The sequence below is a fragment of the Dactylosporangium sp. CA-052675 genome (assembly GCF_050947935.1).
Taxonomy (GTDB): Bacteria; Actinomycetota; Actinomycetes; order Mycobacteriales; family Micromonosporaceae; genus Dactylosporangium.
This window is the reverse complement of sequence record NZ_CP192010.1, coordinates 349217-367688: the sequence shown is the minus strand read 5'-3', so window position 1 is coordinate 367688 and position 18472 is coordinate 349217. Positions and strand designations below refer to the sequence as shown.

Here is an 18472-nt window from a genome sequence, read left to right as displayed (position 1 = left end):
TCATCCACCCCAGTGCCGGTACACCTCGATCCACTGCGCGCCGTCGGGCGGCGGATCCGGCAACGGAAGGTCCAGGATCGCGATCGCCTGCCGCTCACGACCCCGATGGCAGATCGCCACGATCCGGTCGCCGCGCAGGTCCACTCGGCGCACCGTGACCTCGACGCCGAGGACCAGCGTCGTGAACGGCAGCGCGAGATTGTCCTCGATCATGGTGAACAGGCCCGTCAACTGCTCGTCCTCGTTGTAGCAGTCAACGGTCGCCTCCTCGACCAGGCCATCGAGCTGTGACCGTTTCAGCAAGCTCACCGACGCAGGGTAGCCCGACCATCGACCGACCTGCGCGAGAGGACCGATCGCACCGCCAACTGCGCGCTGGGCCTCTGGACAGCGCTTCGCAGGGTATCCCCCGCCGCCCGCGAACAGTGCGACTGAGGGAACAAGACCGCCAACGTGCTCGCCGCGTTACCGAAGCCGATGCATCGGCGCAAAGGCCACCCAGACCGAGATCTACGGCGTGGCGCACAAACGGCACGCCCAGGCGGCGCGCCGAGCACGAAGGAGCACGAACGCCGGCCCGACGGACCGGCGGGTAGCGAACTGCCGGATCCGGACCCAAACCTTCCGATTACAAGGCGAGTTATGTCCGTTTTGCGAGTATTGTCGGTGCTGATTGATGGGTCTCTGTCCGGATTTGGGTCCAGCGCGACGGGTTGGGTCCAGGACGAGCGACCGGGTCCAGAAACGCCGGAGCACGCATCGAGCCCGGTCGGATCCACAGTGGACGGCCGGGCAGATTCCTATGCGTCGACGGCGTAGGACACCTTCAAGAATCCGTGGTCGGCCAGCCGATCGGCCGCAAGTCGAATGTGGGCGTCGGTGAACAGGCGTGCCTTCCGCAGACTCCAAGAGGCGACCCGCTGCTTGAGCGTTTCGAAATCAGCGGTTGCGGGGGGCTGTATCGCGGCGAAGTGCACAGTGGCCAGAAGTTCGAGGCTGTAAGGCGTCTCGAACCCCTCGATGAGACTGAGAACGGTGTTGAGCCGGTCGAGATGCTCAGGCTGTGCGCCAATGAGCGCAGCGCCTTCCTCAAGACTGCGCGTCTCGGGATTGATCGGCGCAAGCTCGGTGACGCGCGCGGAACGATCGCCGAGGCCAGTGAGGTGGTGGCCTTCGAGCATTGTCAGGAGCCGGGACAGATCCGGCGAGTAGGGCCCGTAGCGGCCGGGGACGAAGGAGAGGCGATAGGGCACGCCGGCTGTCTGCAATAGATAAGCGAGCTTCTGTATCTCTAACTCGCTGATCCCGTCTCGCACCTCCTGCAGCCGAGCTCGCTCCAGGTAGGTCGCGATCGCGGTGAGTAGCAACGCTCGGAGCGGCGTCAGCGGAGGTCGAGGCGTGGCGTCGGGCATCAACCGGGGCGGTGGTGCGCCCTCAGGGGCGAAGATGATGGCTCGAACATCCGGCATTCGCGCACATGCCACTTCGATGAGGGGCCGGACATCCGCCCAGTCCAGGCCGCCGTTGCCGCAGCCGAGAGCAGGGATCGCGACGGAGGCGATGGCGTGTTCAGCGATCGACTCGACCAACGCGTCGAGACCAGTCCTGATGTCCTCGAGCCGGGAGGCACTGCGCCAGTGCCGCTTGGTCGGGAAGTTGATGATGAACCTATGCTGTCCGAGCACCGCCCGGTCGACGACGAACATCCGGCCGAGCCGCACCTCACCCCGCTCGCACGCCTCGTGATAAGCGCGGAAGTTGTCCGGGAATGCCCGCTTGAACTGCAAGGCGATGCCCTTACCCATCACACCGACTGTGTTCACCGTGTTGACCAACGCGTCTACGTCGGCCGACAGCAGGTTGCCGCGCCCCTCTTGGATCACCGGACACCCCCTCTTCGCTGCTCGTATCCGTAATACCAGCTGGGTCTGACAATAATTCGATCAGTCAGCTCATGGTCACCGAGCGTCTCGCGCAAGCGCGCTGCGTAGAACTCACTGTAGGTCGCCAGCCATCGGATCGCGGACAGTGGTACCTGCTGGTGGACCAGGAACTCGGCCATCCGACGACGCTGTCGGTCAGGATCATCTTCGGTGTTGTTCCAGCGTTCCGCCACCATCAAGGGCCAGTCGATCATGTCATGGAGCCGGCCGAGGTCGGCGGTGAACTCTGTCGTCGCCGTAGCGGCGTTACCGTCCGTCGCCAGCCAGGTCAGACCGGCGTCAACGATCGCCCCGACCGAGCTGACGAGATAGACCAGTGGCCGGTCGCCGCCCGGATACCGCCCTGCAATGCCGTCCCGGTGGTCGCATGCGATGCGGAACATCATGGGAGACCGAGGTGCGTAGTAGAACGGCACATAGTCACCCACCCGGCCGCCTGGTGGCAGAGGAAGCACCCGCCGCCGCCGTGCCTCCTTGATCGCCGGGTCGCCCACCTCGCGGCGCATATGCCCCTGCCGCGCCGCCGCGTCGCCCATCAAGCGGCCGACCTGGTGGATCTCGCTCATGTTGTCGAGATGGGTGAAGTGGTAGATCCGATGATCGCGAGCCGCCCGCATGTGGTCACTCATCACCACTCGACGCACTCCTTGTCATGATCAAGCTGAAACCCTCTCCGGCGAGGCGCTTCCACGTAGCTGGTCGGCAAGTCGATCACCGACGAACGCGGACTCGCCCGCGTGCGTATTCGAGCCGTTCGCGCCTCATGCTGGCCTTGCGCGGTCGCACACGCCCGCGCCGGCCAGCATCTGCGTAAGAAGGCGCCCGAGCGCGTCACCGAACATGCGCGGTTCGAAGCCGTTATCGGCCCGGTGTGCTACCCGCCGAGCAGCGCCGCCAGCCGTCGGTTGATCGCGTCGATGTCGAACGGCGTTGTACCCTCGCCGTCCTCGGGATGCCAGTCCTCGATCGGAGCGTCACCGCGGCCGTCTGTACACGTGATGGCAGCAGCGGCGTCCGGTTCCTCCGACTCGTCGATCTTTTCGACGAGGATCCGGTGCTCCCAGCAGTCGCCCAGGTCGTAGACGTACGTCATCGTGGCGCCTTCGCGGGGCATGGCCTTTGCCAGCCGTACATCCGTCTCATCCTCGCAATCGTCGAGCGCAAAGTCCGGGTCGCTGTAGCGTCGCCGGTCGGCCTCGAAAGTGTGCAGATGATCGTCGTCCCAGTCGAAGGCGGCCTGGATCGCGTGGTGCAGCACGTCGAGCCGGATCGACGCCGGCACGCGCAGCCGCCGCCACACGGGTGGCTTGACGCCGGACAGGACGATCTTCAGCTGGTACACATACTGCGGCGGGCGGCCGGCGGCAACAAGCGCATCACGGAGACCAGGCGCGCCAGGATGGCCGCTGGCGTCGACGACCGCCAGGCCGCCGAAGTCTTGCACGAGGTAGTACCGCTCCTCGGAATCCTCGACGGCGAGCGCATACTCCACCGCCAACCAGCACCGGTCCGCCTCGCTCGGCTCCCACTGGTCCTCCGCCGCATCCCAGGTGGCCAAGGCCGCGTGGGCGTGCGCGGCGAGCATCGGCCGCTCGAGCGCCGCCTGCCACGCCGGTCGCATCGCCTCACCCATCGCGCCGACCAGATCGACCCCGGCGAGCCGGGCCGCCGGCGTCGCAGTTTCCGCCGCGCTCAGCACCTCCGCGACGGCCTCGTCGATGTCCCGGCCGGCGAGCCAGCACCGCGCCTGGCGCAGCGCGTCCTCCTCGGACAGCGATGCCAGCATGGTCAACAGTTCGGACGCAGGCAGGTCCGGCGTGACCGGCGGCGGCGTGGCCGCCGCGAAACGCCGGCCCGCCCACCGGCCCAGAGCCGTCAGCCCCGCCGCAGCGTCCACCGCCCCGAACTCGGCCAGCACCCCAAGGCCGCCCTCGACGGGCATCACCCCGCGGCGGAACGCCTCGAACACCGCGCCGAACTGCCACAGATCCGCGGCCTGGAGCCGTTCATCGACCCGGTCTTCGAGCTCGTCGACCGGTGGCCCGTCCTCCAGGACGGCCAGCAGCGCCCGGCACAGCGCGACCGCGCCCTCACCGCGACGATCGTGAGACTCCGACCGCAGCACCGCGAGCAACGCCGTCCACCACGCCTCCAACTGATCGCCGGCCGGTCCAGCCGTCGCCGTCGCTCGGGCCGCGCCGACCACGATGAGTCCCATGGCCTGAGCCGCCACCCATGGCCGGTGCAGCACCTCGGCATCGGCGGCGGTGCGAGCCTTCGGTGGTGTCTCCACGCCCATCGCCGCCGCCGCGGCCGGGATGTCGACCGGCCGGAGCACGCCTTTCGCGGTCACCAGCCGTCCAGCGCCCACCCAACCAGCCAGCAGCCGAGCACGGACCATGATCGTGCAGTTGACGGCGTCCATGCGTGCAGTAGTCATCCCGCGTCCTGATCAGCGCTCGATGTGAGGTCGACGTCGACATCGTGCCAGCGATCGTGACACCGACAGGCAGCCGGTCGCCGACAGCGGCGTTTTCCCAGCAGCGGTCATGGGGCCCGGTACGGCGGCGACTTGACCTTCGTGGGAAGGCGAGCGTTCATCGACGTCCAGCCGTCCCTGCGGGAGCGTCGATGCAGCAGATCATCATCGGTACCGTCGCCGCCGACGACTTCGGCGCGCTTGTCGCGAACCGTCGACGCCGGCTCGGTATGAGCCAGCGCGATCTCGCTGACCGGGTGTGCGTCGTGTCCGGGCGGCCGACATTCACCCGGCACGAACTCTCCCGGTATGAGCGTGGCGTCCGGCTGCCTGGGCGAACCATGATCGCGGTGCTGGCCGCCGTGCTCGACGTGCCGGTCGTCCTGCTCATGGATGCCATCGAGACGACACTGACGCGGCGCCGCCACGACAACGGCGTAGAGCCACCCCGCTCGACGTGATCGGCCTGCACGTCGTCGAGTGACCCATGCCAGCGGCCGACACAGCCGGACGTCCGTCGACGGTCCGAAGCTGAATTCGCGAAATGTTCCTTATGCGCCGCTTTGACATCGGCCGAACGTATAAATCTCCGGTGGGGACGTGTTCGCAGAATCTGACAGGAGCGGATAGGGCGCGTAGGGGTCCTCACCGAACTCTGTCGGTAATCGAGCGCCCGACCCGGCGACGCCGTGTGGCCTGCACCACATTCGCGATGTAGGTGTCCGCGAAATCTGACAGGCGCCGGTTTGAGGACGCCAACGTACGCCGCCGCTGGCCCCGTCTCATGACAATCCCAGGAGATGCTCGTGCACCCGATCCTGCTTGCCCTCCGTTGCGGGGCCGGCCTTGACGTCCCAGTTGACCTCCGCCTTCAACCGGACTCCCGAACGGACCCGGTCCGGCAGCTCACAGCCCAGCACAAGGCCACTGTCAGCGTTCGCCGCTCCGCTGCGACAGACCCTCCGGTCTGGGTCTCTCCCCGGGGGACCGGCTCCGCGAGCGGTGACCGCCGATGATCGACCCGGTCCTGCGGGTCCAGTCCCAGCTGACCGACCGCGATCACATCCTGCTCGGCTGGCTGGCCGACCACGGCGTCCTGACGTCCTTCCAGATCGCCTACGCACTGTTCCCGTCGCTGGACTACGCGCAGGAACGGCTCCGGAAGCTGGTCCGGCTCGGCCTGTTGGACCGGTTCCGCCCGCAGCGGGCCGACGGCGGCTCGTACCCCTACCACTACGTACTCGCCCAGCTCGGTGTCGAGGTCGTCTCAGCCCAGCGAGGCGAGGAACTGCCACGACGCGACCGGGCCAAGCGCCGGCGCTGGCACCTCACGAACCGCGCGAACCTGCCGCACCTGTTGGGCATCAACGAGTTCTTCACCCAGCTGGCCGGCTACGCGCGCACCCACGCCGACTGTGAACTGGTCCGCTGGTGGTCCGCGGCACGGTGCCAGCGGATGGGCGAGTTCGCGGAGGAGCACGACGACGTACACGTCCGCGCGTACACACCGCGCTCGCGGCCCGACGGGCACGGCATGTGGGCCGAGAACGGTCGCACGGCCGCGTTCTTCCTCGAGTTCGACCTGGGGACCGAGCGGCCGATCAGCCGGCTGGTCGACAAGCTCGACGGCTACACCGATCTGGCGCGGGTGACCCGGCGGGTATGGCCGGTGCTGTTCTGGCTGCCGAACCCGGTCCGTGAGCGGCATCTGCAGCAGGAGCTGAGCCGCTGCGGTGTGCGCTACCCGGTCGCCACCGCCGTGCACGAACCGGCAGCGGGCAACCCGGCCGAGCCGGTGTGGTGGGTGCACCAGCGGCCCGGCGCACCTGTGCGCCTCGTCGACGTGGCCGTGCAGCCCTCCCCGGTCGAGCGCGGACTGTAGCGCTCCACCGCGGTCGACCACCAGGCCAGCGATCTGTCACCGGTCCGTCAATGGCGTCGAGATCGCGTGACTGCGACCGCGCTGATTGAGGCTCCTCCGCTGTGACAGTCTTCCGTCGCACCTCCCCTATCGGAAAGGTTCTGATGTCCACGTCCGCAGCGGCCATGAGCCGTCGCCCGCACCCCGCATGCCCTCCACGAGTCCGGTCCGCACGGCGGACGGGGGTGGTCCCATAGCAGCCCCAACCCCGCGGGACCAACAGTTCCGGACCGGCCGGGTCGAGGGAGCGGTCCAGGTCCTCATCATGTTCGTCGTCGCCGGGGCCGCCGGTCCGGCGAGCTTCACCCACGTCCACAACGTCGCCAGCAACCACGGCCAGCCTGGGTGGCTGGCCTGGGCCGACGCCGTCGTCCTTGAATTGATGTCGGTCGCATCCGGGCTGGAACTCCGCCGCCGCAAACGGTCCGGCAACGCCACGACGTTCCCTGCGGTCGTCCTGGGCTGCTGCTGTTGCACTCTCCCTGGCGGCGCAGGTCGTCGAGGCCGAAAGGTCCCTGATCGGCTGGGTCGCCGCGGCGATCCCGGCGTTGGGCTTCCTGGTCATGGTGAAGATCGCGCTCGGGCACACCATCGCCAAGCCGCCCACGGACCCCGACCGGCGGCAGCCGCTCCACGATTCGGACGAGCGGACCGACGCCATCGAGGGTCCCCGGTCCCCTCGTGCCTCGTCCCAGGTCGACGAACCGGGACCGCCGGCCAGCCGGGAACGGCCCGGTCCGCCCGTCCGGCGGACCGGCTCCCAGGACCGGTCCGCGAAACGGTCCCACGTTGGGGACCGCGACGCGGTCCGCGTGTTGCTGCCTGCGGCCCGCTCCGCCCGGGATCGGCTCACCGCGAACGGCGACCCGTTGACCCGGGGCGCGCTGGCTCGTCAGCTGCGCGCCGATGGCCACCGCGTCTCCAACAACCGGGCGTCCACGCTGATGAAGATCCTCAACGCCGAGGAGCCACGATGAGGGCGCCCCGTCGTCCGAGCCCCACTAGCTTCGCCCGCTGCGGTGCACCACGCCCAGCGGGCGGTACGAGCTGCGCCGTCCACCGCTTCATGGAGCCGGCGCTGAATTCACACAGGAAGGAGGTGATATATCATGACCACGCCTACAACGCTTGCCACACAGCCCAGCCGCCCGTCGACCACGAGGCGGCCGGATTCGCGGTCCAGTGGCTGCGCGGCGCCCCGCACCTCGCAGTACGGTCGGCGCCGGTCATCGCGGTGGTGCGGGAGCTGTTGACCATCCTCCGCGACGAGTCGGTTCCGGGGCCGCAGGCCACGCTCGCCGCGCGGCGCGCGGTCCGGCTGCTCGGCGCGCTCACCGGCAACGCCCGCAGCGATGACCGAGACGCGATCGAGCACATCCGCGTGCACGATCGGGTCCTCGACGAGGAGGACGTGACCAGCTCCGTGGAGTCGGTCCGTTTCGCGAACCAATGGCTGCGTGGAGATCCGGCCGAGGCGATTCGGACCGAACCGGTCGTCGCTCTCGTCGAGGGTCTGCTGGGCAGCATGCTGCACGTCAAGGTCCGGCCGGAGGAGGTCTACGACCGCCTGCGCCGCACCGTTCGGGTGCTGAGCGTCCTGGTCCACGAAGACCGATCCGCCGCCGTCAGCGCCACCGCATGACCCGCCGATAGGTCGGCGTGTGCGGAAACAGGTGAGCTCGTCCAAACCGCGGCACCGTGCGGGCTCACCTGCGCACCCGTGTAAGCGCGTCCAACAGCTCACTGTCGTCGGGGTGGTGTCGCAGTGCCGCGTTGAGGACTCGTTCGGCCTCGTCGGGCCGCCCAGTCAGGTTCTTGGCGAGGGCGGCCACCGCGTCAACGTAATCGCGTCGGGCCGAATCGCGGTACCGCTCGATCCACAGGTACCGGGTGCCAGCGGCCAACGGTCCGCCATACGCGGCGATAGCCCGGTACACCGCCCCGGCGTCCATCTCCGCCTCGGCGAGGGCGTCGCGGAACGTCCAAAGGTCGACGTCGAAGGCGTCGCGGTCCAGGACGTACTGGTGACGCTTCAGCCGCAGATACGGCCACTCGCCACCGACGAGCGCGAACGTGCGGCGCAAGTTGTAGGTGTACGTATGCAGCCGTTGCGCCGCCAGCCGCCGTGACGGCTCCGGCATCAGATCATCGAAGATGTCCTCCTGCCACGCCGAGCCGCCCCGGACTACCAGATACGTCAGGAACTCCAGCGACTGCGGGCGGACGTGATGGTCCTCAGGAACGCCCTCGATCGCCGGCCGGCCAAGCACCCGCAGCCGGACGGGCGTTGCGACGTGCCTCTGATCGCCCGTCACCAGATCCACCCCGTGGGACCGGTCCTCTTCGACTCCTCGGTGAACGGCTCAGCCGATGGACGGAGATCCGCGGCGGCCCAGACACCGCCGGTCAAGCCCCCGCTCCCCATGGACAAAGACGGTAGCGCCGGCATGCCATGCCGCGCCGGTTCACCGGTTGGCTGGCGTGTGCACCAGGCCGTCCGGTCCTGGCAGTGCGATCGCCTCCCAGCGCTGCTCAGGCAGCCCGGCCGCGAACGAGGCGGCGTCCTTCCCAGCGTCGATCTCGAACCCGATGACGGCGCAGGCGATGCCAACCTCCGCGTGAACGGCATCCGCGACGGTGCCCAGCCAGGCATCGAGCGGATGCCGCCAGCGCAACGACACCGGGCCGCCGTCATCGCCGAACGGGAACGCACCGATCCGCCGATCGGTATGAGCAAGAGCGCCGAGCGGCAGATTCAAGGTCAGCCACCGCTGCCCGCCGTCAAACTCGACCGACGTACACGCACAAACCACCCGGTGGCCGGACGGCAACGCGACCGTCCCCGCGAGCAGTCCGCGCTCCTCGAGTGAAGAGACCCGTAGCGGTACCGCAGCCAGCCCGTCACTGCCGGACCTCCGCGGATCGGCGTAGCAGCCCTCAACGCGCGCGGCAGCCCACAGCCGCGTCAGTGCCGACTGCAGCCGGTCCGGACCCACGTTGTCGAGCTCGATGTCCAGCTCGTAGAAGCCACCGGACCAGTTCTCGCGGTCAACCAGCCGCGCGGGGTCATGCACTCCGCAATCGTCCCAGCCCACGCCCGAGAGGAACCACCGTGTCCGCCACCAAACCACGCATCTGGACCGTCGACGACATCCGCGCCCTCGGTGCCGTCACCGACCTGCCCACCGCCGCCGCCGTGCTCGGCATCGGCCGCTCCACCGCGTACGCCCTCGCCACCTCCGGCGACTTCCCTGTCCCTGTCCTGCGAGTCGGCCGCCGCTTCCGCGTCGCCGTCGTCCATCTGCTCGCCATCGTCGATCCCGCTGGTACCAGCGACTTGACCACCACGCGAAGTGAAGCGTCGATCGACACGACCCGCGACCCGCACCGACCGCCTGTCAGGAGGCATAGTTGAACGGCACCACCTACAAGCGGTGCAGCTGCACCAACCCCGCGACCGGCCGCCCCTACGGCCGCGCGTGCCCGAAACTGCGCCGCCCCGGCGGTTCGTGGCACCCGACGCACGGCATCTGGCAGTATCAATGCGAACTCCCGCCGACCGCGGACGGCAAACGCCGCCCGTTGCGCCGCGGCGGCTTCGCCACCAAAGCCGATGCCGACGCCGAACTCGACCGCATCCGCGCCCTGCTCGCCCTCGCCGATGAGCCCGAGGACGGCACCCGCATCGGCGACCTCATCGCCGGCGCCATCAGCCGCCGCGAGCCGCTCCCCGACCAGGCCGCCGCCCGCCGGCTGCTGCACAGCGACGGGGAGCACGACGACGTCACCGTCGGCGAATGGCTCGACATATGGCTCGCCGGCCGCCGCTCACTGCGCGAAACGACCCGCCGCAACTACGCCGACAACATCCGCAAGTACCTCAAGCCACACCTCGGCCACATCAAAGTGGTCCGGCTCACCGGCAAGCACGTCGCGGCGATGTTCGACGCGATCAACGCCCACAACGAAGCCTTCCAGGCGTATCTCGCCGACCCCGACCTGAACCTCGGCCACCGCTTCGACGGCGACCGCCGCACCATGAAACCCGCCGGACCGGCCGCCCAACGCCGCATCCAGGCCGCCCTACGCGCTGCGCTCAACGCCGCGATGCGCCGACAGATGGTCACCTACAACGCCGCCACCCACGTCGAACTGCCGCCGGTACGGTCGGCCAAACCGCTCATTTGGACGGACCGGCGCGTTGCCGAATGGCGGCGCACCGGCCACGTCCCGTCGCCGGTCATGGTGTGGACGGCCGAACAGACCGGCGCGTTCCTCGATCACATCATCGACGACCCGCTGTACGCCATGTACCACCTCATCGCTCTCCGCGGGCTCCGCCGCGGCGAAGCGTGTGGCCTGCACCGCGCGGATCTCGACCTCGACGCGCTCACGCTCACCGTGCGGCACCAGGTCGTCGTCGAGGCGTGGAAACTCAACCTCACCGCTCCGAAGACCGACGGCAGCGAAGCCACGATCGCCCTGGACACCATCACCGCACGGCTGCTCCGCGAACACCTCGAACACCAAGACGACCTACGCGAGCGAGCCGGCGCAGCCTGGGTGGAGACCGGACTCGTCTTCACCCGCGAGGACGGCAGAATGATCCACCCCGACTACGTCACCCGCCGCTTCAAAGAAGCCATCGCCGAAACCGGTCTACCACCGGTACGGCTCCACGACCTCCGCCACGGCGCCGCCACCCTCGCCCTCGCCGGCGGCGCCGACATCAAAACCGTCCAGGCAATGCTGCGCCATTCCACCATCGTGCTCACCGCGAACACGTACACGTCGGTCCTGCCTCAAGTGGCCCGGGACGCCGCCGAGGCAGCGGCTGCACTGGTACCCAGGCGGCGATAGACGTGCACACCTGCTGGACCAGGTCCCATCGGCTGACCTACGAGCAGATAACCGCCTGGCTCAAGCGTGCCCGGCCTCGGCAACGACTCCTTCGTCGGCATGTCAGCCGTCGCCGCAGGATCCGAGATATCGCAGACATAGGTTTGTTCCGCCGGGACCTGGTCCAGCCTCGCCACCACTCGCGGTTTACTCAGCCACGCAATGAGGCACTCCGGTGGGCCCGGTAGCGGCTCTGCAGGAAGTCAGCGACTCGCTGGATATCACGTGGAGTGTTCTGGATATCGTTCCACTTCCGGACGACGCCATCGCCGAAGGTCCACTCCCCCTCGGTCCACCGACAGTCATCGGCGATCAGCTTGAGATCCGCGGCGAACTCCTCGGTATCGGGGATACCCTCGTTCTCGTCGCGGGTGTGGCTGATGGCGTCCATCAGGTAGCCCATGCTGATGATTCCGGCACCGTGCATGAGTCGAGACTTCCTGGGCGGCTTGTCCCAGGCTTCGGGGAAGGTCTGCTCGACGGCCGACCAGAAGTTGCACAGCAGGGTGAGCATCTCACCGGTTTTGGGCAGGGCCTGGTCGTTGCGGAACCGGTAGAGCGCGCCGTCAGACAGGCTGTTCTCGAGCATGCGCAGCACCGAGTTGTCTTTGATGTGACCAGTGGGGTTGGTAGGTGTCTGGATCATCCGGTGTAGCGGCGAGCGAACGGCGTCGAAGTTGAGCCGCTCGAGCAGTGTCGCGGGGAGCTGGCGCACGCGGAGCGGCGTAGGCAGTGCACCCGAGGCGCCCGGCAATAGTTCGTGAATGAGTCCCTTCGGCAGGGCCTTGGTCGAGTTGACCAGGATGAACTGGGAGCGCTGGTCAGCGGTGTCGTTCGCGATGAAGGCGCTAATGCTGATCGGGAACGCCTCGACGTTGGCCTCACGGATAGCGGCGCAGCGCTGTTGACCGTCGACGATGAAGCCAGGACGGTCGTGCTCTGGCCCATCGGTGATCGGGATGATGAGGATACCGGTCTGGACGTAGCCGGGCCCAGTGTCGCCGGATTTCGACGGTTCGAAGCGGACGCGTTCGTCGAAGGCGATGACGATGGCGTTAGGCAGCAACGGGCTGGCGTCGGTCTCGATGTACCGGCGAATGGCAGCGACGTGGTTGAGCACCTCGGGTCGCTGGTAGCCGTGGAGTTGGGTGTCCCCGTCGCGGCGGATCCGCGAGACCGTGGCGATCTGGGGCACGAGCTTCCCGTCCATCGCGAAGGTGTAGAGGCTGCGGTCGGGTCCCTGCTGAATCTTCAGCGCGGGCAAGCGCAGTTCCTTCGCGGTCATGGACGGGGTGTCAGTCCCGGTCTTGGTCACGCAGGGTTCCTTCCTTGTTAGCGCGCAGCCGCTGCTCAAACACGTACAGGTTGTGGAAGCCGCGCCGCTTGTTGCGTTCAGCGCCTCTGAAGACCATGATCTCAATGCCGAGTGCCTTGCACAGGTCGCACGAGCAGTCGCGCCAGGGTCGGTCTGTCAGGGTCTCACGATACTGGCTGCTGCGATCCGACTTGCCGTCCCAGACAGCGCTGTAGTCGGCAAGCGCTTCAACAACCAACTCGACGTCGACCTTGTCGTCGTCGTACTGACGCAACAGCGACAGCGCGGTCCGTTCGAGCTTGAGCGCCTGAGCCTGACTGATCTCGCCGGACCGGATGCGAGCTTTGAGTTTGGCGTTGCCGTCTACCTGGGGCACGCGCAGCGCGATGTAGGTGCGGCTTGAGGCGTGGTAGTTGTCGCGATCGTCCTTAAACGCCTGCCGAAACGGTGCGGTGCTGTCAAAGCTGGTCACACCGTGTCTTGAGAACGTCGGGACGTCTTCGCAGCGACTAATCCCGAGCAAGTGCAGCTGGGTGGCCGCTTCCCGAACGTCGTCAATGCCGGCAAGGCAGGCAAGGATCTCGTGGGTCTTGAGGGGAACCATGCCGCCGAGGGCGATCCGTCTATAACCCATCCGCTGCAAGGCAGCTACGGCGTCGGCATAGGACTGCGGGCTCCAGCCCTGCGCAACACCGAGTGGCGTGAAGTCGACACGCCTGGCCTTGCATCGTTGCCAGAACTGTTCAGCGAGCTCGATGGTGATCTCTTGCCGACGTCGCCATTCAGAGGCCCGCTCGTCATCGCGGGACACCTTAGGCTCGTACTGGAAGATCACATGATCGACGGCGATGCCGTAGTGAAAACCACATCCATCGTAGAAGTCGATAACGTCATCGACGGTGTAGGGCGGGTACTCCTCGGCAACGTAGGAGAACGCACCACAGTCCCCCATGATCTTGAGGGGTGTGTGACCGTGATTGAGTCGAAAGAACCGCTCGGCTCCCTCTCGGTAGAGGCGGTGTCGCTGCGCGCCCGTGTACTTGCCAGCGCTGCCCGCTTGGCCGTCAACGATGGCTTTGGAAACCAGAATCCCGTCGAACGGTGCTTCGGTGAGAACCTCGTGGGCATAGAGGTCATCACGTTGACGCACCCGGAACGGGTCGCGCTCCTCGGTGATGAAGTCGAAGCTCGGGTCGACCTGGTCCTGACTGTCGGGGAAGAAGAACTTCATACCAGCTCTGCCCGTGCGTTGAGGTAGAGCCGGATCAGGTGATTGGAGAGCTCTTGGATGTGGCGGTGCACGTTTTCGATCTCGTTCCAGCGCAGGCCTAGATCGTCCCAAGCTCCGCTGGTCCAGCGACAGTGCGGGGCGATGAGGGCGAGGTGTTGGCGGATGGTGTCGGGGGCGTTGGGTGTTCGGGGGTCGATGGCGCCAAGGATGCGGTCCATCAGCCGGCCCATGGAGCGGATCCCGGCGCCGTGCATGAGCCGGCTCTTGCTAGCTGGTTTTCCCCAGGCGTCGGGGAAGACGTCACGCACGGCTGCCCAGTAGGTGAACAGCGCATGCAGGATCCCATCGAAGTCAGTCTCGTTACGGCTCATGTCCCGGTATGGGAACAGGCAGCCTGACGACGATGTAAGGCTCTCGCTGATCATGTCCACCACGACGGTGTCAGTGATGACGGCGCGAGATGGTCGTTCCTTCGCCGTGGATGCACGTTTGATCAGTCCGAACATGGGCGACGCTTTGTCGTTGTTGAGCACGTCGCACAGCGCTGATGGGGCCTTGCGTATAGCGAGACGTGGTGGCAGCGGGCTGTCGACCTCGGGCAGCAGTTCTGTGACCAGGCCGCGCGGCAGCGGGCGGGTGTTGTTGACCCGGAGGAACTGGTCGCGCTGAAGGCTGACGCTGTCCGCAACGAAGGCGGTTACGGGCACTGGGTAGTCACGCCGCTGGGTGCGGGCCAGCGCGATGGCTCGCTGCTGACCGTCGACGATCCAGGCCGGCTTGGGCTTGCCCGGCTGCGGCAGCGGGATGGTGAGGTTGCCAGCAGTGGCTAGGCCATCACCTGCGCCGGGTCCACGACTGGACCGGAATTTCGCCCGGGACGACAACGCCAGGATGATCGGATTCGGAAAGATCGCATGGTCGTTGTTGAGATACTCAACGATCTCTTCGATGTGCCGGCGTACCTCGGGTCGCTGGTAGCCGATGAGATTGCCTGCCTCGTCACGGCTGACCCGAGAGATGTCGGCTACATGCAGGATTTCATCTGCGCGCAGGGCAAACACGAACAACGGGCACGCGCCCGCTTGATCGATTTGCAGCGCCCGACGGGTGAGTTCCTTCGTTGCGGTTGCTGTGGGCATCAGCGCCTCACCTCGGCGGCAACCTCGGTGAAGAGCAGTCCGAATCGTGCCTGCTCACAGGATTGTCCCGACTGGCGGAGCAGGCGGAGCAGACCCGTCGCCGATCCTGGTCCGGCGGCCAGGCGGTCGCGAATGTAGCTGCGAACCTCGTCGTCAGTGAGCCGTTGACCGCCAAGCCGGCGGCTGTGGTCTGGCGGCGCGCTTGATGTTGCCTGTTCGGCGTGTTTGCGAAGCGTTGCGCGAGACAGTTCGTTGGCTGCGGCCTCTAGCAGGCGGGCGGCCACTCGCACGTTCAGAGCTTGAAGACTTCCGCCCACGAGAGGCCGTAGGTTCGCAGTCACCGGAACGATCAGATCTTCGATGTCAGCGCAGCGGCCTGGTGGGCCGATGACCATCAACTGTTCTTGGTTGTTGAGGTGGTCGGCAGCCCGCCGCAGGTCATCGGCGCAGGCGCGCATATATGCCTCTGAAAGCACCGCGATGATAGTGGCACCGGGCTCACGAGACGCGAGGTCGGCAATCGATCGTGGCTGGCTCAGTTCTAAGCGGCGCCAGGTGGTGAGGCGGTTCCACCAGGCACGCATCTCAGCGGGAGTGGAGCCAACCGAATCTAACTCCCCTGCAGCGAAGGTGGCAGCATATGGCGCGATGGCACTGTTCGCGGCAATTAGGCCGTACCCCGCGGAGCAGATCCACAATGAAGCTGGGCGTGACAGACGCGTGGGAAGTTGTCGTGCAACGTGCCAGTGTTCACCGGCGTACAGATCGTGGGCGAGTACACGGGGGACCGTCGCCGCAGACAAACGTTCGGTCCAGGTGTTGAAGCGTTCGTCGGAGCCCTGCTGGCGGAGATGGCCCAGTCGCAAATCATCGGGGACCGCGATGGTCTTGCGGTTAGAGCAGGTAACGATGACGTGGATCGGCGGGTGGTCAGCCGCATCGTCGCTGGCCATCACGCTGGCCTGGCAGGTGTTGTGCTCGACCAGTCCAGCCGAGCATAGGCCGTGTGGTTGTGGATTCTTTCGTCGTTCATGACGTACACGCGAAACGCGGTGACACGGGAGTCGGCGCGGAGGGCTTGTGTGACGTTGCGGGCCATATCTTCGACAAACACGGGGTTGTCGTAGCCTGCCATCGTCACGTGACGTTCATCGGGACGCTTGAGCAGCGCATAAACGGGCGATGAGGCAGCGGACTCGGCGACCTCGATGAGATCGTCGAACCACAGATGCACGGACTTTGCTGGCCTCGCTTCGATCATGTTATATCCACGCTGGTTGTGCGCACCGCGGTCACTGATGGCCTTGCTGCACGGGCACACACTGGTGACCGGCACCCGCGTCTTCAGCGTCAGGGCAGAACCGGTACTGGCGGCACGAGCGTCGAGCGCACATCCGTACTCGGTGAAGGACCGCATGCCGGTCACAGGGGCGGACCGCTCAAGAAAGTACGGAAAGTCGAGACGGACCTGTGCACTGGTGCTGCCCATACGCATCCGCAGATCTTCAGCGAGACTTAGAACGGTGTCCGGGCCGAGCTGGTCTCGCCAGGCACGCAGAACCTCAACGAACCGGCTCAGGTGAGCGCCTTTGACATCGGCATCAAGACTCACCGACATGCCAACAGTGGTAACCGTCTCACGTTTAGTGCCTTGTCCGTCGGCGACAAGCAGGGGGTAGCGCAAGCCGTCGATCCCGACTTCGTCCAGCGCTATACCGCGTCCGTCCGGTAGGCCCTGCACATCAGCGAGCACTACTGCTCCCCTCGGTACACACAGCCCGACGTACACGTTTCACGCACTACGACAGCCGACAACGGCAGTTGATCGATCAGCCGATCCCAGATCCACCGAGCAAGCACCTCACTGGTGGGGTTCTTCAGGCCAGGCACCTCGTTGAGGTAGTAGTGGTCAAGCTGATCATGTAGCGGCTGGAACGCCTTCTTGATGTCACCGAAGTCCATCACCCAGCCAGTGACTGGATCGACATCCCCGCCGACGTGGACCTCGACTCGGTAGGAATGCCCGTGGAGGCGCGCGCACTTGTGCCCGACAGGCACGCTCGGCAGCTGGTGCGCAGCTTCGAAGGTGAACTCTCGGAAGATCTCCATCAGGCGATTCCTATGTACTTATGCGTTTGAAGGCTCAACCGCCACTGCGGATGGCTCAGGCAATACTGCACCGCAGCCGCGGTGTTCGATACCCGGTCAGGTCCGTCCATCGGCTGCAACATGAAGTGCTTGAAGTCGAGCCCTTCAAAGAGCTCTGGCTCCGCACCGACCTGCGGGAAAACAAGCTTCAGGTCATCGCCGTGGTTGAGGACCAGGTCAGCGCCGGCCTTCGGGCTGACACACACCCAGTCGAGGCCAGTCGGGGCCGGCCGCGTCCCGTTGGTCTCGACCGCTACCTCGAAACCCTCACCATGTAGCGCCTCGACGGCAGCATCGTCCAACTGCAGCAGTGGCTCACCGCCAGTGCAGACCACGTAGGGGCGGCTTCGGCGATGCGGTTGCCCCTGCCACTCCTTTGCCACAGCAGCAGCAAGGTCTGCGGCAGAGTGGAAACGGCCCCCGCCGGGGCCGTCCGTACCGACGAAGTCGGTGTCGCAGAACTGACAGATCGCACGATGCCGATCTTGCTCCCGACCAGTCCACAGGTTGCAGCTGGTGAACCGGCAAAACACTGCCGGCCGACCAGCGTGTGTGCCTTCTCCCTGCAACGTGTAGAAGATCTCCTTGACCCGGTACAACGTGATCACCCTGTTGCTGCAGTGAGAGCCGGATCGGTAAGGCCCAGCTCAGCGAATCCGCGTCCACGCAGCAGGCAGGAGTCGCAGGTGCCGCAAGCGCGACCATCGACGGGGTCGTAGCAACTGTGAGTCAAGGCGTAGTCCACACCCAACTCCAGGCCACGACGGATGGTCTCAGCCTTCGTCAGTTCGATCAGCGGCGTGTGAATCTTCAGCCGCTGCCGTCCCTCGACACCAGCCTTGGTCGCAAGGTTGGCCATCTGCTCGTAAGCGGCGATGTACTCCGGACGGCAGTCTGGGTAGCCGCTGTAGTCCAGCGCGTTGACACCGATGAAGACGTCAGAGGCGTCGAGCGTCTCCGCCCAGGCGAGCGCGAACGACAAGAAGATCGTGTTGCGTGCAGGGACGTAGGTGATCGGAATGTCTGCGCCCAGTTCGTCCGCACTGGCGTGGTGCGGCACAGCGAGGGCATCGTCAGTGAGCGCTGAACCACCGAAGACACGCAGGTCGATGTCGGCCACCACGTGCTGGGCCACACCAATCGCCTTGGCAACCCGGTCGGCGGCGCCGAGTTCAACCGTGTGTCGCTGGCCATAGCGGAAGCTCAGTGCGTAGGTTTCGTACCCTTCGTGGGCCGCGATGGCCAACACTGTCGCCGAGTCCAGTCCGCCGCTGAGCAGCACGACTGCCTTATGATCTGCCGCCGACATGCGCCGCCTTCCCTCCGCTCTTGCCGAAACTGCACAACCGTGCGCCAGTTGGTGGTTGCAGTTTCTGGCGTTGATCGCGGTCAGCTTA

19 protein-coding genes and 1 pseudogene are annotated in these 18472 nt (G+C 66.3%); 6 read left to right on the top strand and 14 right to left on the bottom strand.

The genetic code is table 11. The features are described 5' to 3' along the window. From ACQP1P_RS01655 to ACQP1P_RS01640, 4 genes are all read right to left on the bottom strand, one after another. Window positions 1–309: a hypothetical protein gene (locus ACQP1P_RS01655; RefSeq protein ID WP_433082405.1), complete on the bottom strand. Its 309-nt coding sequence runs from the start codon at window positions 307–309 to the stop codon at window positions 1–3. 491 nt (window positions 310–800) lie between these two features. Beyond that, entirely contained in the window at window positions 801–1883 is a 1083-nt protein-coding gene (darG, locus tag ACQP1P_RS01650; protein ID WP_433082403.1) for a type II toxin-antitoxin system antitoxin DNA ADP-ribosyl glycohydrolase DarG, read from the bottom strand. Further along, window positions 1880–2572, bottom strand: coding sequence for a type II toxin-antitoxin system toxin DNA ADP-ribosyl transferase DarT (gene darT / locus ACQP1P_RS01645; RefSeq protein WP_433089778.1), 693 nt, complete (start codon window positions 2570–2572; stop codon window positions 1880–1882). The genes darG and darT overlap by 4 nt, the downstream gene beginning before the upstream one ends. Window positions 2573–2817: 245 nt before the next feature. Beyond that, window positions 2818–4368: a plasmid pRiA4b ORF-3 family protein gene (locus tag ACQP1P_RS01640; RefSeq protein WP_433082401.1), complete on the bottom strand. Its 1551-nt coding sequence runs from the start codon at window positions 4366–4368 to the stop codon at window positions 2818–2820. Window positions 4369–4574: 206 nt separating this feature from the next. Between ACQP1P_RS01640 and ACQP1P_RS01635 the strand changes: the two genes are divergently transcribed. From ACQP1P_RS01635 to ACQP1P_RS01620, 4 genes and pseudogenes are all read left to right on the top strand, one after another. Next, window positions 4575–4883, top strand: a complete 309-nt coding sequence (locus ACQP1P_RS01635) for a helix-turn-helix domain-containing protein (RefSeq protein ID WP_433082399.1) — start codon at window positions 4575–4577, stop codon at window positions 4881–4883. Window positions 4884–5434: 551 nt separating this feature from the next. Next, window positions 5435–6304, top strand: a complete 870-nt coding sequence (locus ACQP1P_RS01630; RefSeq protein WP_433082397.1) for a replication-relaxation family protein — start codon at window positions 5435–5437, stop codon at window positions 6302–6304. Window positions 6305–6608: 304 nt separating this feature from the next. Beyond that, a pseudogene (locus ACQP1P_RS01625) lies at window positions 6609–7320 on the top strand (DUF2637 domain-containing protein). Window positions 7321–7409: 89 nt separating this feature from the next. Continuing rightward, window positions 7410–7985 carry a hypothetical protein gene (locus tag ACQP1P_RS01620; protein ID WP_433082395.1) on the top strand — a complete coding sequence of 192 codons (576 nt, stop codon included), beginning with the start codon at window positions 7410–7412 and terminating at the stop codon, window positions 7983–7985. Between the two features lie 64 nt (window positions 7986–8049). Here ACQP1P_RS01620 and ACQP1P_RS01615 read toward each other — a convergent pair whose 3' ends face one another. Together ACQP1P_RS01615 and ACQP1P_RS01610 are read right to left on the bottom strand one after the other, a co-directional pair. After that, window positions 8050–8667: an AfsR/SARP family transcriptional regulator gene (locus ACQP1P_RS01615; RefSeq protein ID WP_433082393.1), complete on the bottom strand. Its 618-nt coding sequence runs from the start codon at window positions 8665–8667 to the stop codon at window positions 8050–8052. Between the two features lie 141 nt (window positions 8668–8808). Next, a complete protein-coding gene (locus ACQP1P_RS01610) occupies window positions 8809–9417 on the bottom strand; it encodes a hypothetical protein (protein ID WP_433082391.1) in 609 nt (202 codons plus the stop codon). A 38-nt stretch (window positions 9418–9455) separates the two neighbouring features. On the opposite strand from ACQP1P_RS01610, the gene ACQP1P_RS01605 reads away from it, so the two are divergent. After that, entirely contained in the window at window positions 9456–9758 is a 303-nt protein-coding gene (locus ACQP1P_RS01605; RefSeq protein WP_433082389.1) for a helix-turn-helix transcriptional regulator, read from the top strand. Continuing rightward, a complete protein-coding gene (locus tag ACQP1P_RS01600) occupies window positions 9755–11203 on the top strand; it encodes a site-specific integrase (protein ID WP_433082387.1) in 1449 nt (482 codons plus the stop codon). The genes ACQP1P_RS01605 and ACQP1P_RS01600 overlap by 4 nt, the downstream gene beginning before the upstream one ends. A 190-nt stretch (window positions 11204–11393) precedes the next feature. Here the strand turns inward: ACQP1P_RS01600 and dbpB (ACQP1P_RS01595) are convergent, their stop codons facing one another. The 8 genes from dbpB (ACQP1P_RS01595) to queC are packed head-to-tail and all read right to left on the bottom strand — an operon-like array spanning window position 11394 to window position 18357. After that, window positions 11394–12557, bottom strand: coding sequence for a DGQHR domain-containing protein DpdB (dbpB, locus tag ACQP1P_RS01595; protein ID WP_433082385.1), 1164 nt, complete (start codon window positions 12555–12557; stop codon window positions 11394–11396). After that, on the bottom strand, window positions 12538–13788 hold the full coding sequence (dpdA, locus tag ACQP1P_RS01590) for a tRNA-guanine transglycosylase DpdA (RefSeq protein ID WP_433082383.1): 1251 nt from the start codon (window positions 13786–13788) through the stop codon (window positions 12538–12540). Before dpdA ends, dbpB (ACQP1P_RS01595) begins: the two co-directional genes overlap by 20 nt. Beyond that, complete coding sequence (gene dbpB / locus ACQP1P_RS01585; protein ID WP_433082381.1) at window positions 13785–14927, bottom strand: DGQHR domain-containing protein DpdB; 1143 nt, start codon at window positions 14925–14927, stop codon at window positions 13785–13787. Before dbpB (ACQP1P_RS01585) ends, dpdA begins: the two co-directional genes overlap by 4 nt. After that, window positions 14927–15880, bottom strand: coding sequence for a hypothetical protein (locus ACQP1P_RS01580; RefSeq protein WP_433082379.1), 954 nt, complete (start codon window positions 15878–15880; stop codon window positions 14927–14929). The genes dbpB (ACQP1P_RS01585) and ACQP1P_RS01580 overlap by 1 nt, the downstream gene beginning before the upstream one ends. After that, entirely contained in the window at window positions 15880–16680 is an 801-nt protein-coding gene (gene folE2, locus ACQP1P_RS01575) for a GTP cyclohydrolase FolE2 (protein ID WP_433082377.1), read from the bottom strand. Before folE2 ends, ACQP1P_RS01580 begins: the two co-directional genes overlap by 1 nt. Continuing rightward, on the bottom strand, window positions 16680–17036 hold the full coding sequence (gene queD, locus ACQP1P_RS01570; protein ID WP_433082375.1) for a 6-carboxytetrahydropterin synthase QueD: 357 nt from the start codon (window positions 17034–17036) through the stop codon (window positions 16680–16682). Before queD ends, folE2 begins: the two co-directional genes overlap by 1 nt. Further along, window positions 17036–17683, bottom strand: coding sequence for a 7-carboxy-7-deazaguanine synthase (gene queE, locus ACQP1P_RS01565; RefSeq protein ID WP_433082373.1), 648 nt, complete (start codon window positions 17681–17683; stop codon window positions 17036–17038). Before queE ends, queD begins: the two co-directional genes overlap by 1 nt. Continuing rightward, complete coding sequence (queC, locus tag ACQP1P_RS01560) at window positions 17680–18357, bottom strand: 7-cyano-7-deazaguanine synthase QueC (RefSeq protein WP_433082371.1); 678 nt, start codon at window positions 18355–18357, stop codon at window positions 17680–17682. Before queC ends, queE begins: the two co-directional genes overlap by 4 nt. Between the last annotated feature and the right edge of the window lie 115 nt (window positions 18358–18472).